Origin of the sequence: Paenibacillus chungangensis, from assembly GCF_042675905.1 — a bacterium.
GTDB classification, from domain to species: Bacteria; Bacillota; Bacilli; order Paenibacillales; family Paenibacillaceae; genus Pristimantibacillus; species Pristimantibacillus chungangensis.
On the sequence record NZ_JBHTJZ010000005.1, the window covers coordinates 71,914 to 89,886 of the forward strand.

Below are 17,973 nucleotides of genomic sequence, written 5' to 3' on the forward strand. Positions count from 1 at the left end.
GGTAGTGATTAGAGAGAGCATATTCGATATGATAGAGTTGTATTGTCCAAATGATGGAAGCGGCATGGAGGGGGATTCTGTGCGAAGAAGAAGGATGAATAAAATCGGCACGATTATGCTTATAGCCATTATGTTGGCAGCCTGCAGCGAGACGGGGCAAGTAGAACGGTATTCCGAGGCGACGCCTGTCATGACGAATACAGAGGCGCCACGGGACAGCAACGGATTGTATTTGCTCGGCCAGGAGCCGCTGCATCTGACCTTCTACGGGCATTACAGCTATTACGAGATGCCGAAGTGGGGGGCCGATCCGTCCTCCAGATGGATTCGAGATCAGTTGAACATTCATATTACGCAGATCGGGCATGAAGGCAATGCCGATCACAAGCTGCAGCAGATGATTGCAAGCGGCGAATTGCCGGATCTCATCTGGGGAGAGCGGGACTCCGATCTGGAGCGCATGCGCGAGGCCGGCATGCTTGTGCCGCTTAATGCGTATATCGAGAAGTATCCCAATCTGAAGCAGTGGGCAAGTCCCAAAGTGCTGAAGATGCTGCAAGCCGAGGACGGCAACATTTATTATTTCCCCAATTACTATACGGATAAGCCGTACGGTAACGCCGGTTATGTCGTGAACAGGGAAATTTACAGCAAGCTTGGTTCACCCAAGCTGGAGACGACGGACGATCTGTATAGCTATCTGAAGGAAGTGAAGCGGCGTTACCCCGATGTCATTCCGTTCGAGACGGGCATCGCCAGCGAAGGTCACGGCATCGATCAGCTGTTCTCCGCCTTCAAGGAGAATAACTTCAGTTTTACCCGCTATTACGCTGTCGTGAATGGAGACAAGATGACCTCCATCTACAAGGATGAAGGATTCCGGGAATCTGCGCTATTTGTCGCCAAGCTGATGCGCGAAGGGCTCATGACGACCAATGCTATGCTTCAGACGGAGGATCAGGTGCTGGAGAAGCTGAGGAACGGCGAAGTGGCTGTGCATGCGAGCGCCGATCCGCTCCGCTTGGCGAGCATTGCGAACGCAGAGTTGTCGAGGAACAATCCCGATGCCGGCTATATCTGCATACCTCCCATCTACAAGGACGGATTGGACCCGGAGAAGATCTACCCTGGCACTTACAACGTGCTGGGCTGGAATGTAACGGCGATCACGACGGCAGCCGAAAACCCCGAAGCGCTGTTCGCGATGTTGGACTGGATGACCGGCCCGTTCGGCTCCGCTGTACAGTTCTGGGGTCCGCCGGGGCCGACAGGCTTTTGGGACGGCTTCCAGGAGGACGGGTTCACTCCGAACTTCACCAGCCGGTACGGCTATGATACCGAGGAGTTGACGCGCATCCAGTCGTTGTCGGGGAAGATGATCTGGGTCGGCAATACGAAGTTCCTAGATGAGACCAAGCTGGCTTACGAGGAGACGTTGCCTCCTAACCAGCGCAACTGGACGACCTATTGGCAGAAGGAAGTGACTTGGCAATCGCAAGGCGATGCCACGCCGTTCATTAATCTGTTCCCGATGCCCAATTCGACGGAAGGCGTCATTCTGGAGAGGGTGAAGGACATCTGGCTGGATGCGCGTGCGTACGCCCTGTACGCGCAATCGGACGAAGAAGTGCTGGCGATACTGGATGATGCGCATGAATCGTCGATGGATATCGGCTTTCAGCTGTATCTGGATTACATTACGGAGAAGTGGCATGCCAATCTGGAAGCGTTAGAGACGGTGGAGCCGCAAGGAGCAAAGTGACGCATAGAGAGTTGGAGGGGATCGTATGTACAATGTGTTGTTGGTTGACGATGAAGAGCTCGATCTGGAAGGCATGCGGCAGTTCATCCCGTGGTCACAGCTCGGCATGGAGGTGAGGGGCTGCGTCAACAACGCGTTGTCCGCTTGCGAGGTGCTGAACGACTCGACCATCGACATATTGGTTAGCGACGTCAATATGCCATATATGTCAGGACTGGAGCTGGCCAAGGTCGCTATGGAGCGCAAGCCGGCGATACGGATCATCTTCGTCAGCGGCTATCAGGAATTCAGTTATGTGCAGCAGGCATTGTCCTTGAAAGCGTACAACTATGTTCTGAAGCCGATGGACGACAGCGAGCTGATCGCGACGTTGTTGAAGGTGAAGAAGGATCTGGATGAGGAACGGAAGCAGCAGCAAGTCGAAGAGGCGTATCAGCAGCTTATTCCGCTCGTGCAGAACGATTATATGATTCGGTTGCTGGAGGGAGATGGCGAAGCGGACGAGAAGACGCTGGCAGACCTGCCTACGTCCTGCCGGCTGGATGAGATGGAATGGCCGATGCGAGTTGCGGTCGCCGAGCTTGACGGGTTGCCATGGCGACAGGAGAAGGAAGGAACGCCGAAGCAGCCGATCACGCCCCAATTCCTGAAGTGCATGCATGAAGCGCTTCAGCAGGTCGGGCGGGTACCGTCTTGCCGATTATCTGCGCAGCGCATGGCATTCCTGCTGCCATCGGCTCATGCTATGACCAAGGTTGAACGGATCTACAGCGCCTGCATTCAGCAATTGCCCGTTACGGTAACAATCGGGCTGGGCGAACCGGTTATGCATGCCAATCAGTTGTCGCGCTCTTATGATCAGGCGGTGGAAGCGGTGCAAGGGAAGATGTTCCTTGGCAAGGGAACGGTCATTCAGTATGAGAACGTACGGGCTGAGCCGGAGATGCTTGACTTCCGCACGCTGGATATTCGCATGAATGCGCTATTGAATGCGGTTACAACCTATGACCTGGTCGGTATCTACGACGAGATCGACAATGCGCTGGGCTCCATGAAGAGCTTGTGGTCCACATATACGGTACATAACGTGTCCAGTTATATGATCTGGAAGCTGGAGCAGCACTTGAGCAAGATGGACGAGGATCTGTTCCAGCTGCTCGACATCGGGATGGGCGATCTGGACATTCTGATGACGTTCGAGACGGTGGACGATATTCGCGGCTGGCTGGTCTATCATCTGTTCCAGCTGTCGGAGCGGCTTCATCTGAAGCGCAACGGCAAGGAGGGCAAGTTCGTGCGAAGCATTGCCAAGTGGATGGAGGAGCGGCTGAGCGATAATATTACACTGAAGGACGTCGCCCAGCACTTCTCCTTCTCGCCCAGTTATCTAGGGTTTCTGATTAAGGAGAAGTCCGGTCAGACGTTCAGCGAGATGCTGGTCCAGCTTCGTATGGAGCGGGCTTGCGAGCTGCTGCGCCAGCCGGGGAAAAAAATATATGAAGTGGCCGATGCAGTAGGATACCGTTATCTGCCTTATTTCAGCAGACAGTTCAAGGATAAATTCGGAATAACGCCACTTGAGTACCGCAAGAGGGAAATGCAATAAGGGGGCGCCAATGAAAGGTTCGCAGAAGGATAAGAACGATTCAAAGGTCAGACGCCGCTTCTTGCCGATCGGTTACAAGCTGATGCTCTCCTATATGCTGTTCGTACTGTTGCTTGTCACTGTCAACGGCTATGTCTCACATCGGATGTACGACGCATCCATGAGGAAGCAGACCGCTCTGAATCTGAGCAGTACACTGATTCAAATTCGCGAGAACGTCGCTTACAAAACTGACGATATAAAGAGAAGCTCGGATACGTTATACGATAACTATATGCTGGCTCAGATTCTGCGCGCCAATGCGGAACGGGGAGAAAATTACCGTCGTATGAGACAGGAAATTATTCCCAGATTAGAGGATGCGATGAAATCCGTCGGCATTCCCTTCCGATTGTCGGTGTACTTCCACAATGAGACCATAAGCGAGAGGTACCATATCAGCTCGTCGAATGACAGGAAAGAGCATGAATTCAACATCTATCATCTGAAGAGAATTGAGGGCAAGCACTGGTACAACATGATGCCGGAAGAAGAGTACGGGCAGACAATGGAATGGAAGCAGATTGAAGAAGACCAGGAGGAATCCCGCATCTCCATGATCCGGCGATTGATCGATTCGGAGAATCCGCTGGATATTAAAGAGATCGGGATTATGCGGTTCAGCATATCCTTAGCGGAATTGTTCCAAAGCGTCGATGTCGGGAAGATCGGGGAAGGGGCGAGACTGCTGGTCAGGGATTCCAATGGACAGCTACTATACTACTCCGGCTATAACGAGGCGCCCCACGAATCGAGTTCGGTGGTCGATATGAAGTCATTCGTCACATTGGAAGAGAAGATGCCCGGCGAAGGCTGGACGATAACCGCCCATGTTCCGATGACGATTATCGAACAGGAGGCGAAGCGGATACAGACGTTCATCATCGTCATATGCGTGCTGTGCTTCATTCTGTTCACCTTCACAGGCGTCTTCATCTCCCGCTACTTCTCCAAGCGGATTACCAAGATCGTGTCGGTGCTTCATGCGTTCCGTGAAGGGAATTTGAAGAAGCGCATGAATTACAAAGGGAACGATGAATTCTCACAAATCTCCAATGCGCTTAACGAGATGGGTGAGGATGTGGAATCACTGATTAACAAAGTGTACCTGACGCAGCTTCAGAAGAAGGAAGCGGAGCTTGAAATGCTGCAGACGCAGATCAATCCCCACTTCCTGTACAATACGCTGTCGTCTATTAGCCGCCTGGCCAAGTTCGGTGAGAACGAGAAGCTGCACGGCATGGTGATGTCGCTCGCGAAGTTCTACAGGCTGACGCTGAATTCCGGCCGCTCGCTTATTCCCGTCGCCTCCGAGATGGAGCAGGCGGAAGCGTACGTCGACATTCAGAAGGTAAAGTACGGACAGAGATTGGAGGTCACCTTCGACGTCGATCCCGGCGTATGGCCTTATGAGACGTTAAAGCTTATCATCCAGCCCTTCGTCGAGAATGTGCTGAAGCATGCCTGGTGCGGCGATCGCATACATGTCCGCATAGCCGTTCGCTTGACGGAGGGCGATATCGTATACCACATTATTGATGACGGTCTTGGTATGCCGAAGGGCAGAGCGGAGGAACTGCTCAATCCGTCCGATACGAACGAGTCGGGCTACGGCATACGCAACATTCATCAGCGCATCCAACTGCATTACGGCAGCGGGTACGGCGTCTCCATCTACAGCCAACTCGGTGTCGGCACCTGCGTGGAGGTAAGGATACCGGCCAGGAAGCGCAGACAGGGAGAGCTGGAGGCGGCTGGCTAGCAGCCGCTTCCCGGCCAGTTCTCCTCCAAATCGTCCATTGCGCTCATTCTGTAGCCCGCTTGCTCTTCGTTGCTGAAGACATTGTCCGGAAGACAGTTCCCCCCCATTTCTCTCCTTATCCAATCTCCTTTATGGGTCATATCGCTGTGTTGTCCCTCCGTCATCATTCTCTTCCTCTGTTGCTCCATCAATGGCCGCTGTTATGGTATGATGGAAATATGCGCGTTTTTGGCGCTTGGAATCTATACCAGCAGAGGGGCAAGAGAGATCGCATGAAGCGCAAAAAAATAAGATACGCCGCAAGTATTCTGCTTGCTTTCATCGTCATTAATAACGGTGTTTACTATTATCAATCCAAGAGAGCATTAGAAGAGCAGCACCGCCAGGAGCTGCACACATGGGCCAAGCAATTGGAAGTGGCTGTGGAGCAGTCCCGTCTTGGCGCGGACATGTTCGAGGATCAGATGGGAAGGGAGCTGCGGACTGCTGCCATTGCCGCCCAATATGCGCTGGATCCCGATGTGGAGAAGGTGACGAACGAACAGCTGGCGGAATTGAGTGAAAAGCTGGACATCGCCCATCTCACCTTGCTGAAGCAGACGGAGGACGATATCGTGCTATACCGTTCATCCGATTCGACCCAACTGGGGAGAAGCACGAAGCAATGGGACCCTTGGCACGACATATTCAAGGAGCTGTTCCGGAACCAGCAGACCACTGTAGACTGGCTTGGTCAGACGCTCGACAATTTTTGGAGCGGGCCTTATGAAGTGTCGTCAACCGATTTGGATAAAATATATAAATGGGGGTACTATCACGATGGAATGACGAACTATATTGTAGACCCCTATATCGGATTCCAGAGAATGGATGAATACAACGAGATAACCGGTGTCCAGCGGCTTATCGACGAATTGATCGCAGCATCGCCGTCGTTGCTGGAGGTGGCGGTCATCAACCCCGGCACGTTCCCGGAGGGCGTCGTCGCAGAGAACGATCTGGGCGAGCCCAAGGAGAATCTGGTGCAGCGTCCGATATTATATGGAGGATATACATACAAGACGGAGCGTGACGAGCGGTCGGTACAGCAAGCCCATCAATCCGGAGAGACGGTGGGGTTCAACGGACATGCGGAAGGACGTCCGGTATACAAGCTGTTCGTTCCGGTGAATGTGAAGGAGAAGGGCATTCACATTACCGATGAGAACGGAGGGCCAATGGACAGCTATGTATTGTCGGTCGTGTCCGATTATACTCATCTGCAGAAGCAGGTTAGGAAGCAGATGTTCAATCTCGGCACCATCGTGCTTACGCTATCGGGATTGGGAGCGGCTGCCGCCATCGTAGCTATAGAGGGACGGAATCGCTCGGGAAGGAAGCGGAACAATGGGGAATATGCATCTGAATGACAAGCTGCAAGCACGCTTAGAGCGTCAGCTCCAGGATCATATGCCGACCGCGATCTTGAAGCGGGGATGGCAGTATTATAAGGAAAGCCGGGTCATTAGCGTCAAAACGCCGGTGGAGGATATCTTAACGGGCATCGTAAAGGGGTCGGAACGTTACGCCGTCGTTATGGATGCCGATCAGCACCGTTATAGCAGCTGCAGCTGTCCATACGGGGGAGCGTGCAAGCATATGGCGGCTGTATTCTTTCAATATTGCAGGGAACTGGAAGGGGCGTCCGATAGCAGTGTGGAAGGCATATACTTTCATCTATTAGGTTTGTTCCCTGCCCGCGAAGCGACCGAGAAGTCCGAGAAGATGCCGGAGGCCGCAGCTGCAGAGGACGGACAGCCCGGACGTGAAGCGACATGTCATGACTGGCGGCAATGGATGGAATCGGCCTATGGAGAATGGTGGAAGAAGTGTCGTCATTCAATTCATCTGCTCGGTCCTCTCCTCACCAGCTTGAAGTCGGAGACGAAGGACTGGCAGCCGTCCATGAAGCGACTGCACTGGATGCTGTGCGATTGGTTCGTGCTGGATCAGGCGGAACGCGCGCTTACGACGGTAGACAGCTATAGCCGCTATTACCATGAAGTGTCCTTCGCGAGGACGGCGGAGCCGTGGATGCTTCATATGCAAGGCTTGCTGGATGAATTGCAGCCGAACGTGATGGGAGAGCGCGAGCTGGAATGGATGGAGGCCATCGCGGCTCTGTTATTCGAGCGCGCGCTGCGGTACGAGCGGCAGATGATGGACTGGGAAGCGCTCTATATGGCGGTGAATGAGAAGCTTCATGTACGGGAGCAATGGTACGATCAGCAAATGAACAAGCTCCAATCCGGTCTGGATAATCTACATCCGGAGCATAATGAGCACTTCCTGCACAGCGCGCTTGCGAATCTCTTCTTCCTTCATGGGGACGATGGGGCGGCGAGGGAGCAATTCAGCCGCAACCCGTTCCAGAAAATTCAGAAGTGGGTCTATCCGCTTGTCGCCAGACGTATGGATGACGGCCGGTGGGAGGAGGCCCGCAGCTGGATGGCTTATGTTCATGAGCATGTGGCAGCCTCGCGCAATCCTCGCATGATCGGACCCTTCGTCGCATTATGCCGCAAGGCTGACGAGCGGAAGCCGGAGCTTCCCGAATGGAGAGAATATATGCTTGAACTGCTTCCTTACTCTTATCAGGAACTGTCGGAGCATTGGATGAAACGGAAAAATTACAGGGAATGGGTGGAGCTTCAACTGCTTGTCGGTACGAGAACGGAGGAAATAAGCAGGACGGAATTACGTCAATTAGCGGAGAAGGAGCCTGAAGTGCTGCTGCCGCTCTATCATCAATCGGTGGAGTCGGCGATCGCCTCCAGGAACAGACAAGGCTATCGGAGTGCGGTGAAGGGGATGAAGCAGTTGGAGGGGCTGTACGGCATGCTGGGCCAGCAGCAGAGATGGGAGCGGTATCGTACCGGTATATTGACCAAGTATCAGCGGTTAAGAGCGCTCCAGGAAGAGCTGTGGAAGGAGAAGTTGGACAGATGAGAAGAACCGCAGATATCCGGGAGCTGAACATTGACGGCGTATGGAACGTAGACGGAGAGCAGCGGGGGATGCTGCTGTCGTCTACGGGACGGAAGGAGCCCGAAGGCAAGCTGCGATCGCTTCTGTTCGCCTGGCATCGCGCTTCCTGGTACGGGGCGGATATCGAGGAAGTGCGGATTGGTGAGCGAACGGCTCTGCGCCTGTCGCCGTTGCAAGCGATGGATTACTTATCCGCCCCTGCGCCTGTCGCATTGATGCATATTCGCTGGTCGGAGAGGCTGCTCGTACTGATGCGCATCGCTCGGAGCATTCGCGAGTCGTTATTGAACGGCTGGTTCGCGCCTGACTGGAGGCGATGGAGCGAGGAGAGACGTTGCTGGAGGATGGATTACCCCGAGTCAAGTCTGAAGCGCAGGCTGGAATGGGAGACGTTGCTGGAAGCGGCGGACAGCCAGGGAGATCGGCATATCGAGCTGTGGCTTGGCGATGTCGTGGAAGAATGGATCGAGAAGGAGGAAGATTGCGGACGGGCATGGCGGGAAGTCGTGCAAGAAGCCGGAGATAGCGTCCTCCGGCACAAGGCGGCTAGTGAGGAGGATTGGTTGATTGCGATCGGCTATCAACAGGATACGCTTCCGTTCAAGGTCGCGCTGCAATTGTCGGAGCGCGGGTCGGAGGGCGTCTGGCCGGTACAGCCCGTCATTCAGAGCAGAGCGGGGGGAGTGTGGATTCCGCTCGACGGGCAAGGGCATCCTCTTGAAGGCGAAGTCATACCGGAGGACTGGAAGCCATATGTCCCGGAGAAGCTGGACAAGGAACAGAGCCGCTGGCTGGCGGCTGTGCCTTATCTGGAAGACGAAGCGGCGCCGGGTGTCATGAAGCAGGGGCTGGACGACGAGCAAGCGTGGCAGCTGCTGGAGCATGGCAGCGTCACGTTGCTGGAGTCCGGCTGTCCTGTCCTGCTGCCGGCATGGTGGGAGGCGGTCCGCTCCCGGAAGCTTCGGGTGAAGGCGAGAATGAAGTCATCCGTAGGTTCGACGGCGCAGCCGCTGTTCGGCCTGGATGGCATCGTCCAGTTCGATTGGAAGCTCGCGCTGGGCGGAATTGACGTGACTGAAGCGGAGTTCATGGAGCTCGTGAGTCAGAATCGCAGACTTGTACGAGTAGGCGGACAATGGGTGCATCTGGACCCTCATGATGTCGCGCTTATCCGGAAGTGGCTGAAGCGGGTCGGCAAGCGGCAAGGGCTGTCCTTCAGGGAAGTGCTGCAGATGCACCTGCAAGGAGGAGGAGAGCTGGATCTGGAAGGGGATCTGGAAGCGGAGCTGAAGGCTGAGGTAGAACTGAACGAGCATCTCGCCTCTTGGATCGCGCAGCTGCAGAACATATCCGGCATCCCCCTGATGGAGCCTCCCGCATCGTTCCGCGGCGAACTGCGCCCTTATCAGCAGCAGGGCATGTCCTGGCTGCTCTTCTTGCGCAGATACGGGTTAGGCGGCATACTGGCCGACGATATGGGCCTGGGCAAGACGATCCAATTCATGGCCTATCTCAGCAAGCTGAAGGAGCAAGGTGTTGAAGGCGATGCAGGAGCCGGGCCGTCCTTGCTTATCTGCCCCACTTCGGTCATCGGCAACTGGGAGAAGGAACTGGAGAGATTCACTCCCCATCTTCGCGTCCATCTGCACTACGGCGGCAAACGGAGCAGAGGGAACGAGCTTAGAGCCGCCGTCTCGGATGCGGATCTGGTCATCACCTCTTATGCGCTGGCGTTGCTGGATCAGGAGGACATTCGCAGCATTGACTGGAATACGCTATGCCTGGACGAGGCGCAGAATATTAAAAACGTCTATACGAAGCAGTCTGCCGCGATTCGGCGATTATCGGCCCGTCACCGGATCGCCATGACCGGCACGCCGATGGAAAATCGGCTGACGGAGTTATGGTCGATCTATGACTTCACCAATCCAGGTTATCTGGGCAGCCTGAATGAATTCCGCAGAGCGGTGGTAGCTCCGATTGAGCGGACCAAGGATGAGAAGCTGATTAAAGGGCTGCAGCGCTGGGTTCAGCCATTCATGCTCAGACGGGTGAAGAAAGACCCCGCGATTCAGCTGGCGTTGCCTGACAAGATCGAGTCCAAGAGCTATATTGCGTTGACGGCGGAGCAGGGAGCGCTGTATGAGAATATAGTATCGGATCTGATGGAGAAGCTGGCTGAGCTGCCGCCTATGCAGCGGCGGGGCCTCATTCTGGCAACCTTGACGAAGCTGAAGCAAGTGTGCGGACATCCCGCTCTGCTGCTGCAGGAGAAGGGGGCGCGAAGCTGGGAGGCGAAGCGATCCGGCAAACTCGCTCGGCTGCTGGAGCTGTGCGACGAGATCGTCGCCGAAGGCGAGAGATGTCTGATCTTCACGCAATATGTGGAGATGGGCGAGCAACTGCGTAATCATCTGGAGCGGCAGTTCGACAGGGATGTGCCTTATCTGCATGGCGGCGTGCCGAAGGGGAAGCGCGACGAGATGATCGAGGCCTTCCAGAAGCAAGAGGAGCCTGGCGCCTTCGTCTTATCACTTAAGGCGGGAGGAATCGGTCTTAATCTGACTGCGGCCAATCACGTGATCCACTTCGATCGCTGGTGGAACCCCGCCGTAGAGAATCAGGCGACAGACCGGGCCTTCCGCATCGGTCAGACGAGACGGGTGCAGGTGCATAAGTTCATTACGCTCGGCACGCTGGAGGAGAAGATTGACGAGATGATCGAAGGCAAGCAATCGTTGAACGATCAGATTGTGGGACAATCCGAGAGCTGGATTACGGAGATGGGAACGGAAGAGCTTAGAGAGCTGTTCGCTCTGCGGGAGTCATGGTTGAAGGGATAAGGGAGGGCGCATATGAAGGATGCTGAAGCGGCGAACCGGGAAAGCGGAGGCGGAGTCGGCCAGGAGCTGGACCGTGACGACAGGGACGGGAGCTCGGGCAGCGGCGACAGGAAGGATGCCATCCATGAAGCGAATGCGACGGTCATCGATTCCGTTGCTGCTGATGGCGGCGACCAAGCACCGCCCGCTGGGGGAAATGAGAAGTGGAAGCAATTTTATGCGGTTGTAAGGCAAAAGACAATTCAAATGAGGAAGTAAGGCGGACCGGGCGGTGGGAAATAGTATGCCTGTCAGGCTGCCAAGAAAGGGGGACAAGAGAATTGTCCCCCTTTTCCGTTATTTTTTTGACCTACTGCATCGTTTGTGTTCCTGGTTATAATAGGATTGATAGGGATAACAGGAAGCGTACACACTCGCTAGGAGGCGGTTATATGCTTCGAAGAAGCTTGCTGTTAAGCTGGAAGCTAATCATTCTTGCATCTGTTCTGAGCGCTTGCGGCGGCGCGGGCAGGGCAATTAACAATGATACGGACAATTACAAGAAGGTGACGCTCTCACTGCGTCATACGCAGATTAAAGAAACAAACAGGATACGGCTGCGGATATTGGAGGACGTCTTGGCCAAGACGGAGTCCGAAAACGACTGGATTACCTTCAAGCTGGAGGGGATTGATGAAATCGTCAACCGGGATACGAAGCTGAAGCAGGAGATGGTCGTAGGCAATCCCCCGGACATATTCGAAGTGTTCGGCGGCGCCGATCTGCAGCTCTATGTGAAAGCGGGACGCATGCTTGATCTGACCGATATATTGCAAGAGCTTGATCTTGTCGATAAATTTGAAAGTCTGGAAGAATTCATCATTGACGGGCGCATCTATGGCATTCCTCACGGCGGGTACAGCGAGGGCATCTTCTATAATAAGCTGATCTTCAATAAGCTGGGGCTGGACATTCCGCGAACGTGGGACGAACTGCTGGATGCGGCGGAGAAGCTGAAGGCTGCCGGTTATACCCCATTCGGTCTTGCGGCGAAGGATGCGTGGGTGGCGGGGATGATCTGGAACGTCATTATGGAGCGGCATGTAGGCATCGAGGCGTTCTACGGGCTCGTCACGGGCGAGACCAAGTGGACCGATCCGGCCTTCATTCGGGGCTTTCAAGCCTACGCCGAGCTGATAGAGAGAGAGGCCTTCACGAAGGAGGCGCTATCGCTGACGTACGCGGATCAGGGAACGCAGCTCGCCTACGGCAAGGCGGCAATGGTCTACACCGGCTCGTGGGATGCACATTACTTCGCAACCTCTCATTCCCATGTGACGAGAGAAGGCATCGGCTTCTTCCTGTTCCCTTCCATTCCGGGGGGAGAGGGCGATCAGCAATCCATCAACGCTTCATTCTCGAACGGAGTGGGCTTCTCCTCGCAGCTGTCGGAGGATCAGATCGAAGCGGTGAAGCTGTTCATCGCCAATTACTTTACGGAGGACATCCAGAAGCGGGCGCTGCAGGAAGGGAAGCTGCTTCCCTCCTTCAAGCTGGAGGATATGTCCGGCGTTACGCCGCTTATGAACGAGATTCTGACCGAGATGTCGAATGCGTCCGGCAATTGGCCCGCTTACGATGCTATCGTGCAGCCTGTGGTGGGCGCTCAGATCGGCATAAGCCTGCAAGAACTGATCGGGGGCGTAAGCTCGCCCGAGAAGGTGGCGCGGGACATTCAGGAAGTGCAGGACAGGGCGAATGCCGCCCTGAATCAATTTACATTGGAAAGCGGACCGTCGCCGAATATCGAATAGGGGGAGCATAGATATGAATTTGAGACCGAAGCTTATGCTTGCCTTTATTATTCTCATTATTATCCCGATGATCGGTCTCGGCATTTTCTCGTTCGTCAACTCTGAATCATTACTGGAAAGGAAGTACAGCGCGCAATCCGAAATATCTTTGAAGGCAGTTGGCGGCAATATTCGTTACTTCTTCCGCGAGCTGGACAGTCTGTCCAATGGCAATGTCATTAGCTCAGAGATACAAGAGACGCTCAGAATTATAGGAAGAGGCAAGGACGATCCCGGCTGGATGATCCGTCTCGCCCAGGCGGAGAAGGCGATGAGCGGCATCCTGTTCCAGCATCCGGCTGTCAGCTACGTTGTCCTGTACGGTCCCGACGGCAAAATGCTTCGTGCCAATCGCAACGACCCTACCACATTCCGGCCGCTTACCTTCGAGGAACTGCAGCGCCATTCCCTATATGACGATGTCATAGCCATGCAAGGACGGCCTATCTGGATCGGACCTTACGAGCACAGGGATCTTACCGGCGTAGTGCCGCCCTTGTTCACCATGCTGCGCGTCGTCAAGGATCTGGAGTCGTTGAACGATATCGGAGTCATGGTCGTCCAATACAAATCAGATGAGATTCTAAGCATGCTGAAGGGGTTCCAGCATCCCGATGCGGTGGCGCCGGGAGCCCGTTATTTCATTGTGAATAAGAACGGTCTGGCGATGCTGGACAGCAACAAGGAATTAGACGGGAAATTCCTGTCCCTCTATACGGAGGAATTACCGCGCTTCTCGGTGGAATATGATAGCACAAGAATGAAATTCGACGGGGTGGACTCGCTCGTCTCCTCTTATCAGCTGGACCGCAACGGGTGGATTCTGATGTCCGTGCAGCCATGGAACGCATTGACGAATGAGAATACGCGCTTCTTCCAGTGGATCAGCATGATTACCGTGCTGGGGCTGCTGTCCGCTGTGCTGTTCAATGTGTTCTTCGTCAATCGGGTAGCCCGGTCTATTATTAAAGTGGTGCGCAAAATGAGGCTGGTCGAGCAAGGCGCGCTGGAGACGCGCATAACGATGCGCGGCAAGGATGAAACGGTGCTGCTGGCGAAAAGCTTCAATAGCATGGTGGAGCGAATCGGCAGCTTGCTCCGCGAAGTGAGGCAAGAGCAAGCACGGAAGCAGCATGCCGAGATGATGCTGATGCAAGCGCAGATCAAACCCCACTTCCTGTTCAATACGCTGGAATCCATTAATGCGCTGGCCGCTCAAAATGAAGGGCACAAAATTATGCTTATGGTGAGAAGGCTGAGCAATCTGCTTCGGACAAGCATGCATCAGTCGGAGGAAATAAGCGTTCAGCAAGAGATTGAGCATGTTCGAAGCTATCTGGACATTCAAAAGTACCGCTTCGAAGAGCTATTCTCGTATGACATTGCCGTCAGCGATGACGCTCTTCCATCGCCGATACTGAAGCTGACGCTTCAGCCGCTCGTTGAAAACAGTATTCAGCATGGCTTCGACGGCTATGGGGACGGCGATGGGAAAATTACGATTACTGTGAAAACGGATAATGAACAAATCATCCTATTCGTTCGCGACAACGGTCATGGCATTCACGAAGATATTTTGCGTTCTTTATCGAAGGAAGCTTCTTCTTACGAACCGGAGAAGGACGTAGCGCAGCTTGGCGAGCGAAGAGGTCTCGGCTTGCGCAATGTGGCGGATCGGTTAAAGATTCACTACGGGCCGCGTTATGGAATGATGATCTGCAGCTGTGCTGAAGAGGGAACTACGATACGGCTCGTCATTCCCATAAGAAGAGGTGAGGAACAATGAGGGATAAAGTGCTCTTGGTAGATGATGAATCGCACATCACAAGAAATTTGGAGAAGGTTATTCCATGGGAGATGTTAGGGCTTGAGGTTGCCGCTACGGCAAAAAACGGGGTGGATGCCCTCCAGTTGATGGAGCAGGAATCTTTTCAGCTGTTGCTGTGCGACATCCGCATGCCTGTCATGGACGGACTTGAACTCGTTAGAGAGGTAAGGGAACGGGAGATTCCTTGCGATATCATTATGCTGTCTGGTTATCAAGACTTCGCTTACACACGAGCAGCGATTCAGTATGGTGTGAAGGATTATATTCTGAAGCCGATCCCGTACGATGAATTGACGGGTGTTATTGCCCGAGTAATGGCCGCTCAGCGTGAGAAAGCGAAGCAGCAGAGCAAAGAAAATAAGAAGCTGGAAAAAATCATGGATCTGGCAAGTGAAAAGTTGCTGTACGATTTAATGATGGATTACACGTCGTTTTCAGAAGGACACTGGTTGTTCATTCATGACGAGCCGCATATGCAAATGAAGCAATTTTGCATGATTCTGCTTGACTTTGATGTCAGCTCAGAGGATACGAAGGATTGGCGAGAATGGTCGGACAAGGAAAGGAAGCTGTGGAATTTCGCTGTCTCCAATGTTTTGCGCGAGAAGCTGCAGGTGGAAGGGCTTCAGCATGCCGTAATCGGCATGCGCGACGGCGAATGGTGCGTACTTATCGAGCCGGGGGACAGATCTCAGTTCGATTGCGCTAAGGTAAAGGAGTGGGCGGCTACGCTGCTTTCCGCGGTGAAGGAGCATATTAAACTGTCGTTGAATGCGGGGATTTACCGAGGATTCGTCGAGGTGGATCATCTCGCGAAAGCGTATCGCAAACTGCAGCTATGCATGCAGTTAACACCTGTGCATGCGCCCGTCACTTTCTATCCGGATGCCGTCGGGCAGAGCAATCAGACGGATCAGTTGTTCTGGGGTGCGCTGGAGAGAATCATCGATAGTGTGAAGCGGGGCGATCACGAATCGGTCGAGCGGGAATGCGACGGCCTCTCCAAGCAATTGCAAGGTATGAATAATCAGCATATATCCAAGGTGGAGCCGTTACTTCACTTCTTCCTGCTGCACTTGATGAGGGAGTTGAAGGAGATGGCGGTATTCACGAAGGAGCAGGAGGAGTCGTTATGGCGCAAGATGGATCGGCGTTTCAGCATCAAAGACTTAATGGAGCTGATCCGGGGGGTGACGACAGCTGTCTCCGACAAGTCGTTGGACAAGAAGAAGCAGTCGGAGAATACGATGCTGGAAGCGAAGACGTACCTCGATCGCAATATGTACCGGGATATTAGTCTGGACGAGACGGCGATGCATGTCGGGCTCAGTACGTCTTACTTCAGCTTGCTGTTCAAGCAGACCTATGGCGTCACTTTCATAGAATATATTACCCGCAACCGGATGGAGAAGGCGAAGGAGCTGCTTGCCAATACGCAGATGAGCATCACGTCAATTGCCAAGGAGATCGGATATGCGGAACGGCGGTACTTCACGAAGGTATTCATGAAATATACAGGCGACAATCCCAGTGATTATCGCGCAAAGCACCAGCATGGGAAAGGGGAGGGACATGAGGATGGGAAATTGTAATTTGGAGCAATGGAGCTTGAAGGAAAAGGTAGGACAATTGTTCGTGTTCGGCTTCCATGGTCATGAGCCTGAGAACGCAATAGCGGAGCTGATAGCGGAATACGGTGTCGGGGGAACCATCTACTTCACGCGTAATGTGAAGGATGCCAGGCAAGTGCATGAATTGTCGATGAAATTGCAGCAGCTCGCGCATCAGGCAGGCAGGCCGCCACTCTTCATCGCGATCGATCAGGAAGGCGGAATGGTCGCGCGTCTGGTAGACGGCGTTACATTAATGCCTGGCAACATGGCGCTTGGCGCGACGGGTACGGCGGAAGCGGCTTACGAAACGGCGAAAATATGTGGCAAGGAACTGCGCAAGCTCGGCATTACGATGAATTACGCGCCGTGTATCGATGTGAACAACAACCCGGATAATCCGGTTATCAATGTGCGTTCGTACAGCGATCGGGCAGACGTCGTAGCCGAACTGGGCTCTGCGGCGGTGAAGGGATATCAGTCGGAAGGCGTGGCGGCAACGGTGAAGCACTTCCCCGGACATGGCGACACCTCGGTCGATTCGCATCATGCGCTGCCGGTGCTGCCGCATAGCATGGAACGGCTGGAAGCGGTGGAGCTTCTTCCATTCCGCGCTGCCGCAGCGGCGGGAGCGGATCTTGTCATGACGGCGCATGTGTGCCTGCCGGCCATCGACCTGTCGGGCGTGCCTGCCACCTTGTCGAAGCCGGTGCTGACGGGGCTGCTGCGGGAACAATTGGGCTACGAAGGCGTCGTGGTAACAGACTGTCTGGAGATGAGCGCGATTGACGAGCACTATGGTCCCGGACAAGGGGCGGTGAAGGCTATTGCCGCTGGCGCGGATATGGTGCTGGTCAGCCATACGATCGGAAAGCAGCGCGCCGCGCTGGAGGCGGTCGTCGCAGCTGTGGAGAGCGGGGAATTATCTGAAGGTCGAATCGATGAAGCGCTTCACCGTATTATGCGGTTGAAGGAGAAGCTTCGGTTGCATCAGCCGATAGCGCCATGGGAAGAGGTGAAGGCTTCAATCGGCACGAAGGAGCACAGAGCTGTCGCAGCCAAGTGGAGCGAGTCGTCTGTCACAGTGGTGAAGAACGAAGGGGCGCTGCTGCCACTGAAGCGAGAGGAGCGCACGCTGGTATTGTGGCCGGATATCGTTCCGGTATCCGTGGCGGACGAGATGCTAGCAGGAGACGGTACGCTGGGAGGCTTCCTGGCGCAATACGGCGCCAATGTCGTGGAGCGAAGCATGAGCGATGAGGGAGCGCTGGCTGATGCGGAGCAATTCGGGCAGATCGTCGTTGTTACGTACGATGCGTCCAAGCATGAACTGGAACGTGAGATGGCGCGTGCGACGGTGAAGCTTGCGGGGGATCGCGTTGTTGCGGTATCTGTCCGCAATCCGCTCGATCTGCTGCTCTATCCCGAAGCGAAAGCTTATGTGACCGTTTATGAGTGCAGGCCGCTCGCTTTGTCATCGGCTGCGAAGGTGCTGCTTGGCGACTTGAAGCCGACAGGCAAGCTGCCGTTGGAGTTATCGCCGGCATACCCGTTCGGCTGGAGTGCGGAGTAAGTGCAGGCATGCTTAAGGAGCGTATGTGGCATACGTTGAAGTAGCTTAAAGGTCGGTTTGCGCTGTAGGAGCGTATGTGGCATACGTTAGA

General features: G+C 54.4%; 12 protein-coding genes. 11 read left to right on the forward strand and 1 reads right to left on the reverse strand.

From position 1 onward, the window contains the following. The first annotated feature begins 79 nt into the window (after positions 1-79). The 3 genes from ACFQ2I_RS02885 to ACFQ2I_RS02895 are packed head-to-tail and all read left to right on the forward strand — an operon-like array spanning position 80 to position 5,169. Positions 80-1,762 carry an extracellular solute-binding protein gene (locus ACFQ2I_RS02885; RefSeq protein WP_377562074.1) on the forward strand — a complete coding sequence of 561 codons (1,683 nt, stop codon included), beginning with the start codon at positions 80-82 and terminating at the stop codon, positions 1,760-1,762. A 25-nt stretch (positions 1,763-1,787) separates the two neighbouring features. After that, positions 1,788-3,368, forward strand: coding sequence for a response regulator (locus ACFQ2I_RS02890; RefSeq protein ID WP_377562076.1), 1,581 nt, complete (start codon positions 1,788-1,790; stop codon positions 3,366-3,368). Positions 3,369-3,378: 10 nt separating this feature from the next. Next, positions 3,379-5,169 (forward strand): cache domain-containing sensor histidine kinase, encoded by a 1,791-nt coding sequence (locus ACFQ2I_RS02895; RefSeq protein ID WP_377562078.1) that lies wholly within the window; start codon positions 3,379-3,381, stop codon positions 5,167-5,169. Here ACFQ2I_RS02895 and ACFQ2I_RS02900 read toward each other — a convergent pair. Beyond that, positions 5,166-5,333, reverse strand: coding sequence for a hypothetical protein (locus ACFQ2I_RS02900; protein WP_377562080.1), 168 nt, complete (start codon positions 5,331-5,333; stop codon positions 5,166-5,168). The genes ACFQ2I_RS02895 and ACFQ2I_RS02900 overlap by 4 nt on opposite strands. A 108-nt stretch (positions 5,334-5,441) precedes the next feature. On the opposite strand from ACFQ2I_RS02900, the gene ACFQ2I_RS02905 reads away from it, so the two are divergent. The 8 genes from ACFQ2I_RS02905 to ACFQ2I_RS02940 all read left to right on the forward strand — a co-directional run bounded on the left by ACFQ2I_RS02905 (position 5,442) and on the right by ACFQ2I_RS02940 (position 17,882). Then, a complete protein-coding gene (locus tag ACFQ2I_RS02905; protein WP_377562082.1) occupies positions 5,442-6,578 on the forward strand; it encodes a hypothetical protein in 1,137 nt (378 codons plus the stop codon). Beyond that, positions 6,556-8,157: an SWIM zinc finger family protein gene (locus ACFQ2I_RS02910; protein ID WP_377562084.1), complete on the forward strand. Its 1,602-nt coding sequence runs from the start codon at positions 6,556-6,558 to the stop codon at positions 8,155-8,157. The genes ACFQ2I_RS02905 and ACFQ2I_RS02910 overlap by 23 nt, the downstream gene beginning before the upstream one ends. Further along, the gene (locus tag ACFQ2I_RS02915; RefSeq protein WP_377562086.1) at positions 8,154-11,039 is read left to right on the forward strand and encodes a DEAD/DEAH box helicase; all 2,886 of its coding nucleotides are present in this window, start codon (positions 8,154-8,156) and stop codon (positions 11,037-11,039) included. Before ACFQ2I_RS02910 ends, ACFQ2I_RS02915 begins: the two co-directional genes overlap by 4 nt. A gap of 12 nt (positions 11,040-11,051) precedes the next feature. Next, positions 11,052-11,297: a hypothetical protein gene (locus ACFQ2I_RS02920; protein ID WP_377562088.1), complete on the forward strand. Its 246-nt coding sequence runs from the start codon at positions 11,052-11,054 to the stop codon at positions 11,295-11,297. Positions 11,298-11,470: 173 nt separating this feature from the next. Next, complete coding sequence (locus tag ACFQ2I_RS02925; RefSeq protein ID WP_377562089.1) at positions 11,471-12,832, forward strand: extracellular solute-binding protein; 1,362 nt, start codon at positions 11,471-11,473, stop codon at positions 12,830-12,832. A gap of 13 nt (positions 12,833-12,845) precedes the next feature. Further along, positions 12,846-14,657, forward strand: a complete 1,812-nt coding sequence (locus tag ACFQ2I_RS02930) for a cache domain-containing sensor histidine kinase (RefSeq protein WP_377562090.1) — start codon at positions 12,846-12,848, stop codon at positions 14,655-14,657. After that, positions 14,654-16,291, forward strand: a complete 1,638-nt coding sequence (locus ACFQ2I_RS02935; protein WP_377562091.1) for a response regulator transcription factor — start codon at positions 14,654-14,656, stop codon at positions 16,289-16,291. The genes ACFQ2I_RS02930 and ACFQ2I_RS02935 overlap by 4 nt, the downstream gene beginning before the upstream one ends. Next, a complete protein-coding gene (locus ACFQ2I_RS02940) occupies positions 16,278-17,882 on the forward strand; it encodes a glycoside hydrolase family 3 protein (RefSeq protein WP_377562092.1) in 1,605 nt (534 codons plus the stop codon). The genes ACFQ2I_RS02935 and ACFQ2I_RS02940 overlap by 14 nt, the downstream gene beginning before the upstream one ends. The last annotated feature ends 91 nt before the right edge of the window (positions 17,883-17,973 follow it).